Origin of the sequence: Bradyrhizobium sp., from assembly GCF_016462955.1 — a bacterium.
GTDB lineage: Bacteria > Pseudomonadota > Alphaproteobacteria > Rhizobiales > Xanthobacteraceae > Bradyrhizobium.
This window is the reverse complement of the sequence record NZ_JAEMSD010000030.1, coordinates 12671-20073: the sequence shown is the minus strand read 5'-3', so window position 1 is coordinate 20073 and position 7403 is coordinate 12671. Positions and strand designations below refer to the sequence as shown.

Annotated in this window: 4 protein-coding genes and 1 pseudogene; 4 read left to right on the top strand and 1 reads right to left on the bottom strand. The window is 63.7% G+C overall.

The annotated features are described in order from the left end of the window. The 4 genes and pseudogenes from JHD07_RS05700 to JHD07_RS05685 form a co-directional block, all read left to right on the top strand. Window positions 1–934, top strand: a 934-nt coding sequence (locus tag JHD07_RS05700; protein ID WP_291619869.1) for an efflux RND transporter periplasmic adaptor subunit, incomplete at its 5' end; no start/stop codon positions are given. Between the two features lie 182 nt (window positions 935–1116). Then, on the top strand, window positions 1117–4290 hold the full coding sequence (locus JHD07_RS05695; protein WP_291619867.1) for a multidrug efflux RND transporter permease subunit: 3174 nt from the start codon (window positions 1117–1119) through the stop codon (window positions 4288–4290). 202 nt (window positions 4291–4492) lie between these two features. Further along, window positions 4493–5617: an AAA family ATPase gene (locus JHD07_RS05690; protein ID WP_291619865.1), complete on the top strand. Its 1125-nt coding sequence runs from the start codon at window positions 4493–4495 to the stop codon at window positions 5615–5617. A gap of 279 nt (window positions 5618–5896) precedes the next feature. After that, window positions 5897–6475, top strand: a pseudogene (locus JHD07_RS05685) (glycosyltransferase); the annotation flags it as partial. Between the two features lie 373 nt (window positions 6476–6848). On the opposite strand, the gene JHD07_RS05680 reads toward JHD07_RS05685, so the two are convergent. Next, on the bottom strand, window positions 6849–7403 hold a 555-nt coding region (locus JHD07_RS05680), incomplete at its 5' end, for a class I SAM-dependent methyltransferase (RefSeq protein WP_291619864.1).

The following is a 7403-nucleotide window of genomic DNA, read 5'->3' as shown; positions in this document are numbered from 1 at the left end:
CGAGGTCAAGGCGGGCGATCCGCTCTATCGCATCGATCCGCGTCCGTTCGAGGTCGAAGTGATGGCCAATGAGGCCGCGCTGGCCAAGGCCGAAGCGGGGTTGATGCAGGCCAGGCAGCAGGCGCATCGTATCGCTGCCCTCACCAAGGATCGCGCGGCCCCCGAAGCCGAGAACGAGAAGGCGATCGCGGCCGAGCGCCAGGCCCATGCCGAGGTCGAGGGCCGCAAGGCGGAGCTCGCGCGGGCAAAACTCAATCTCGACTACGCCACCGTGCGCGCGCCGATCGACGGCGTGGTCGGTGCGGCGCTGGTCAGCGAGGGCGCGCTCGCCGTCCAGAACGAGACCAATCTTGCCACCATCCAGCAGCTGGATCCGATCTATGCCGACTTCACCCAGTCGGTGAACGAGCTCAACCAGCTGCGCCGGGCCTTCGAGAGCGGAGACCTCGAGCGCATCGCTTCGGATGCCGCCAAGGTGCGCCTGGTGCTCGACGACAACACCATCTATGCGCTCGAGGGCAAGCTACTATTCTCCGACGCCAAGGTCGACGCCCACACCGGGCAGGTGACGTTGCGCGGCGAGTTCCGTAATCCCAAGCGCGAACTGCTGCCTGGCATGTATGTCCGGGTCCGCCTCGACCAGGGGCTCGATTCCGATGCCATCGCGGTGCCGCAGCAGGCGATCCAGCGCAATGGCGGCGGCGGTAGCGAAGTGTTCGTCGTCAAGGACGATAACCACATTGCGGTGCAGCCGGTGCGTACCGGCTCCGTGCAGGACGGATACTGGTTCGTCACCGAAGGCCTGAAGCCCGGCGACAAGGTCGTGGTCGAAGGGTTCCAGAAGTTCGCGGCAGGTGACAAGGTCAAGCCGCAATCCTGGTCGGAGGCGGACGCGACCGCGGACAACCGGCACGCCCAGCAGCTCACGCGGTAGTGCTCGCGCCGCAAGTGTCGTCCTCATTCTGAGGAGCCCGCCGAAAGCGGGTGTCTCGAAGGATGGCCGCGGGCGAGAGCCGGGCCTTCATGGTCTCGCGGCGATGCGCAGCATCGTCCGGAGCGCGCGTTCCGCGTTCCTCTCCATGAGGGTCTAACGAAACAACGAGGATAAAACGGCCAATGCCGAGTTTCTTCATCGACAGGCCGATCTTCGCCTGGGTGGTCGCGCTGTTCATCTGCTTGATCGGCGCGATCGCGGTGCCGCTGCTGCCGATCGCGCAATATCCGATCATCGCGCCGCCCTCGATCTCGATCTCGACCAGCTATCCCGGCGCCTCGCCGGAAAACCTCTACAACAGCGTCACGCGGCTGATCGAGGAGGAGCTCAACGGCGCCTCCGGCATCCTCAATTTCGAATCGACCAGCGATTCGCTCGGCCAGGTCGAGATCATCGCCAATTTCCAGCCGGGCACCAATACCAACGACGCCTCGGTCGAGGTGCAGAACCGCATCAAGCGCGTCGAGGCGCGCCTGCCGCGCGCGGTGATGCAGCAGGGCATCCTGATCGAGGAAGCCTCCAGCGCGGTGCTTCAGATCATCACGCTGAGCTCGACCGACGGCAGCCTGGACGAGGTCGGCCTCGGCGACTTCATGATCCGCAACGTGCTCGGTGAGGTCCGCCGCATTCCCGGCGTCGGCCGCGCCACGCTCTATTCGACCGAGCGCTCACTTCGCGTCTGGGTCGATCCAGCCAAGCTCGTCGGCTATGGTCTCACGGCCGACGACGTCAACAAGGCCATCGCCGCGCAGAACGCGCAGGTCGCATCCGGCAGTATCGGTGCCGAACCTTCGACGTCCAACCAGCGCACCTCGTCGCTGGTGCTGGTTAAGGGGCAGCTCTCCTCGCCGGACGAATTCGGCGCCATCATCCTGCGCGCCAATGCCGACGGGTCGACCGTGCGCCTGCGCGATGTCGCGCGCGTCGAGGTCGGCGGCCTCAGCTACCAGTTCAACACGCGTCTCAACGGCAAGCCGACCGCGGGTCTGTCGGTGCTGATGTCGCCGACCGGCAATGCGCTGGCGACCGCGAGCGCGGTCGAAGCCAAGATGAAGGAGCTGTCGCGCTTCTTCCCGGCCAACATCACTTACGCGATCCCCTACAACATCACGCCCGTGGTCGAGGCCTCGATCAAGAAGGTGCTGACGACGCTGATCGAGGCGGTGGTGCTGGTGTTCGTGGTGATGTTCCTGTTCCTGCAGAACATCCGCTACACCATCATCCCGACGATCGTGGTGCCCGTGGCGCTGCTGGGCGCCTGCACCATGCTGCTGCTCGCCGGCTATTCCATCAACATGCTCTCGATGTTCGCGATGGTGCTCGCGGTCGGTATCCTCGTCGACGACGCCATCGTCGTGGTCGAGAACGTCGAGCGCATCATGGCCGAGGAAGGCCTGCCGCCGAAGGAAGCGACGCGCAAAGCCATGTCGCAGATCACCAGCGCCATCATCGGCATCACCCTGGTGCTGATGGCGGTGTTCGTGCCGATGGCGTTCTTCCCCGGCTCGGTCGGCATCATCTACCGCCAGTTCTCCGTCACCATGGTCGCGGCGATCGGCTTCTCCGCGTTCCTGGCGCTGTCGCTGACGCCGGCCTTGTGCGCGACGCTGCTCAAGCCCGTCGAGGCCGGCCATGGCCATGCGAAACCGGGCGTCTTTGGCCGGGTGTTCGGCTGGTTCAACCGCATGCTCGAAGGTGCCAAGGAACGCTATTCGCGCACCGTCGGCTTCTCGCTGAACCGTACCGGCCGCCTGATGCTGGTCTATGCGGCGCTGCTTGTCGGTCTGTCCTGGGCCTTCATCAATCTGCCCGGCGGCTTCCTGCCCGTCGATGACCAGGGCTTCATCACCACCGACGTGCAGACGCCGTCGGATTCGTCCTATGCCCGCACCGAGGCCGTGATCGAGAAGGTCGAAAAATACCTCGCCGCACGGCCGGGTGTCAAAGATGTCACCTTCCTCACGGGCTTCAGCTTCTCCGGCCAGGGCATGAACACCGCGCAGGCCTTCATCACCTTGAAGGACTGGTCGGAGCGCGGCCCGCAGGACTCCGCGGCCGCGATCGTCAACGACGTCAACCGCGACCTCGGCTCGTCGATCCGCGATGCGAAGATTTCGGCGCTGCAGCCGCCGCCGATCGACAATCTCGGCAACTCCTCCGGCTTCTCCTTCCGTCTCCAGGACCGCGGCCAGAAGGGCTATCAACAATTGATGCGCGCCGCCGATCAGTTGATCGCGGAAGCCAATGCCAGCCCGGTGCTGCAGAAGGTCTATATCGAAGGCCTGCCCGAGGCGGGCGTGGTCAATCTCGTCATCGACCGCGAGAAGGCCGGCGCCTTCGGCGTCACCTTCGAGGACATCAACAACACGATCTCGACCAATCTCGGCTCGAACTACATCAACGACTTCCCGAACCGCGGCCGCATGCAGCGCGTCGTGGTGCAGGCGGATGCGAGAGACCGCATGCGCACCGAGGACATTCTCAACTACAACGTCAAGAACAGCCGCGGCCAGCTGGTGCCGTTCTCGTCCTTCGCCACGATCGAATGGGCCCGCGGCCCGACCCAGATCGCCGGCTTCAACTATTATCCGGCGGTGCGCATCTCCGGCGAAGCCAAGCCCGGCTTCACCTCGGGCGACGCGATCGCCGAGATGGAGCGGCTTGCCGGCCGCCTGCCGCGCGGATTCGGCTACGAATGGACCGGACAGTCGCTTCAGGAAAAGCTGTCGGGCTCGCAGGCACCGTTCCTGCTCGCGCTCTCGGTCTTCGTGGTGTTCCTGTGCCTCGCCGCGCTCTACGAGAGCTGGACCATTCCGCTCGCGGTGCTGCTGACCGTGCCGCTCGGCATCGTCGGCGCCGTCGTCGCCGCGATGCTGCGCGGCCTGCCCAACGACGTCTATTTCACCGTCGGCCTGATCACCATCATCGGACTCGCCGCGAAGGACGCCATCCTGATCATCGAGTTCGCGAAGGATCTGCGGAAAGAGGGCAAGCCACTGGTGGAAGCCACCATCGAAGCCTGCCGCCTGCGCTTCCGCCCGATTCTGATGACCGGCCTTGCCTTCATCTGCGGCGTGCTGCCGATGGCGATCGCCCATGGTGCCGGCGGCGCCAGCCAGCAGGCGCTCGGCAGCGTCGTGATGGGCGGCATGATCGCGGTGGTGATCCTGGCACTGTTGATGGTGCCGGTGTTCTTCGTCTCGGTGCAGCGCGTGCTGGGCGGGGACAGGGAGCCGAAAGTTGCCAAGGAAGCTGAAGCGCACGGCCGGCCGGCGCGGGCGCACTCGGGCCACTGACGTACCGGTCCGTCATTCCGGGGCGTGCGAAGCACGAGCTATGATGCGCAATTGCGCATCTAGAATCCATCGGGCCGCATTCACGGTTGATGAAGGGATTCCGGGCTCGCGCCAAGAGGCGCGCCCCGGAATGACGAGCCGAGAGCTTGCTTTCCCGGAGGTGCCGATCCAGACTGCATCCCTGGATTGAAGAGAGTGCCTGATGCGTCTGACCGATATTGCGATTTCGAACTATCGCTCGATCCGGCGGCTCTCCCTCCCAATCCACCCCCTGTCCGTCTTCGTGGGGGAAAATGGCGTCGGCAAATCCAATCTCTACAAGTCGCTGTCGCTGTTGCGCGACGCGGCGGCCGGGCGGATCACGCGCACGATCGCCGAGGAGGGCGGACTGAATTCGGTCTGCTGGTCAGGCATCCGCAAACGGGGCGAGGATGGACGACTGCGATTGTCGGCCAGGTTCGATCGCCTGAAATATTCCATTGAGATCGGATTTCCCAGCCCGGTTGAGGCAGCGTTTACCGGCGAGCCGATGATCAAGGAAGAGACAATCGAGGCGACGCAGGGCAAACGAACGGTTCTGCTGATGGAGCGGAAGAATTCGCTCGTCAGCGTCCGCAGCGACAGCGGCGCATGGAGCAGTCACAAGGATGCTGTGCTGCCGTCCGAGCCGGCGCTTGCGGGCTTCTCCGACAGCAAGAGCTGCCCCGAAATCGATCTGATCAGGAGCGCAATGCTGGGCTGGCGCTTCTATCACGACTTTCGCACCGATCCGGCGTCGCCGATACGAAAGCCTTGCCTCGCGATCACGACGCCCTCGCTCAGTGCCGACGGTAGCGATCTGGCCGCTGCACTGGCGACGCTCTTTGCCATCAGGGATGACGCTGTCGACCTGCAGGACGCGATCCAGGATGCCTTCCCGGGCGCCGAGCTCCGCGCGTGGGAAAGAAACGGCGCGTGTGAATTCGATCTGCAACTCGAGGATATGCCGCGTTCGTTTGAGGCGCATGAACTGTCCGACGGCACGCTGAAATACATTTGTCTGCTCGCCGTCTTCATGGGCTATCGGCTGCCACCGTTCATCGCGCTGAACGAACCCGAGACCAGCCTGCATCCGTCGCTGCTGGCACCGTTGGCCCGGCTGATCGCCAAGGCATCGAGCCGCGCCGACATCTGGATCGTCACCCACTCGGAGCAATTGATGGAGGCCTTGCGAAGCGAGAGCGCGGTCCCGCTCCGCCGCGTCATCAAGTCGAAAGGCGCCACCACGATCGAGGGCCTGACTCTCGGCGGCGAATATCGCGAGGAAATGCCGGTAGACGACGATTAGAAGTGGCAGATCGACTCGCCAGGAGGCTTCGCGAGGAAGGAACCGGCCGGTTGAGCAGAAGCCTTATTGAGCCGTTACGGGCCGATCCGCGGCAAAGCGCATGGCCTGGAGTACCGCGGAACATGGCCGCCGATGGGGAATTAGCAGTCAGGGTTTTAACCACGCAAAGTTTTGTTTGGACCATTGCTGATCACCGTGTTCCAGCCTCTTCCCGCCATTGTTGCAATACCTGCCCGGAACGAAGCGGGGCGGATCGAACGATGCCTTGCTGCGCTAGCGATGCAACGCGATAGCCTGGGTGCGCCCGTCGCCCGTGCGTTTCAGGTTGTGCTGCTTGCGAACAATTGCACGGATGAGACAGCGCAACTCGCGCGCGCCTATGCTGCGTTGCTGCCTTACCGGCTTACCGTGATCGAAGTCGATCTGGCCTTAGGCAGCGCGACCGCTGGCGGTGCGCGCCGCTTAGCAATGGACGAGGCCGCAAAGCGCCTCTCCGATTGCTCAGAGGGCATAATCCTGACGACGGACGCAGATAGCACGGTCGCACCCACCTGGCTTGCCAATACGTACCATCACTTCCGCGACGGCGTGGACTGCGTTGCCGGCACCATTGATGCGGAGCCGCTTGAAATCGTTCGTCTCGGGCCAAATTTCCTCGAACGCGGACGGCTCGAGGATAGCTATCTGCGACTGGTTGCCGAAATCTATGCACGGTGCGATCCTCGATCGCATGATCCCTGGCCAAATCATCGGGTGTCTTCCGGGTCCAGCCTTGCCGTGACGTTGCGGGCCTATCGTGCGGTCGGCGGGCTGCCACCGCAAGCGCTCGGCGAGGACGTCGCGTTCACGCAACTTCTGGACCGGCGGAATTTCAAGGTGAGGCATGCGCTCGATGTCGCCGTTATGACGTCGGGCCGGCTCGACGGAAGGGCGGCGGGCGGTGCGGCCGATACCATGCGTCATCGGCGCGATGTGCCTGATGCCATTTGCGACGACGAACTGGAGCCCGCCCTGTATACTTTCCGTCGTGCCATGGTCCGGGGCTTCCTGCGGCGCGCCTGCCGCGAGGGACGGATGGCGGAGGCTTGCGAGCGTGTCGTGCCCGGATCTTCGGTGCATGACACCGGCACTGGGGCTTTTGCTGACACATGGGACCTGATCGGCGCGCATCTCAAGCGCGCCGCCCCCCTTCGGCCGTCACAGCTGCCGCGTCAGATTGCCCTCGCGCGGTTTATCCTGCGTCACTTGCGTCAGACGCCCGCGCAGACAGCCGTTCGAGACGATAGATTGCATCGTGCAAAATCTTCCGCGACGGCAATCGCGTCGCCACTGTCGCCGCGAAAAGATCGCTGGCCTGGTGTCCCGTCAGCGGATAATCGGTCTCGCCAAGCCAATGGCATAGAATGATCTCTCCCTCTGACGAGAGCTTGGACACGCAGAGTTCGGCGATGCTGTTCAAGTCATTGGCAGAGAAATAGTACAAGACCTCCGACAGCACGATGAGATCGAAAATTCCGTCCGGAAAATCGCCGGGAACGGTCGCAACCCTGAATTCCACGCGGGAAGGGGCGTTTCGCTTGGCTTCGGCAATCGCAGTAGGGGAGGCATCGATGGCCAGCAGTTGCTCGCATCGCGCAGACAACATCGCCGTCAGCACGCCGATGGAACAGCCGACTTCCAGGCCGTGACGATAGCGTTTCTTGGCGAGGGCACCGATTGTTGCGTCGTATTTTTCGCGCTCATAGTCGCTGGTCCGAAATCGCCAGGGATCGATGTCGTCCTTGTA

What these genes read in the sequence shown, in the direction of transcription:
- JHD07_RS05695 (WP_291619867.1), top strand. Translation starts at nt 1,117, where the DNA reads ATGCCGAGTTTCTTCATCGACAGGCCGATCTTCGCCTGGGTGGTCGCG.
- JHD07_RS05690 (WP_291619865.1), top strand. Translation starts at nt 4,493, where the DNA reads ATGCGTCTGACCGATATTGCGATTTCGAACTATCGCTCGATCCGGCGG.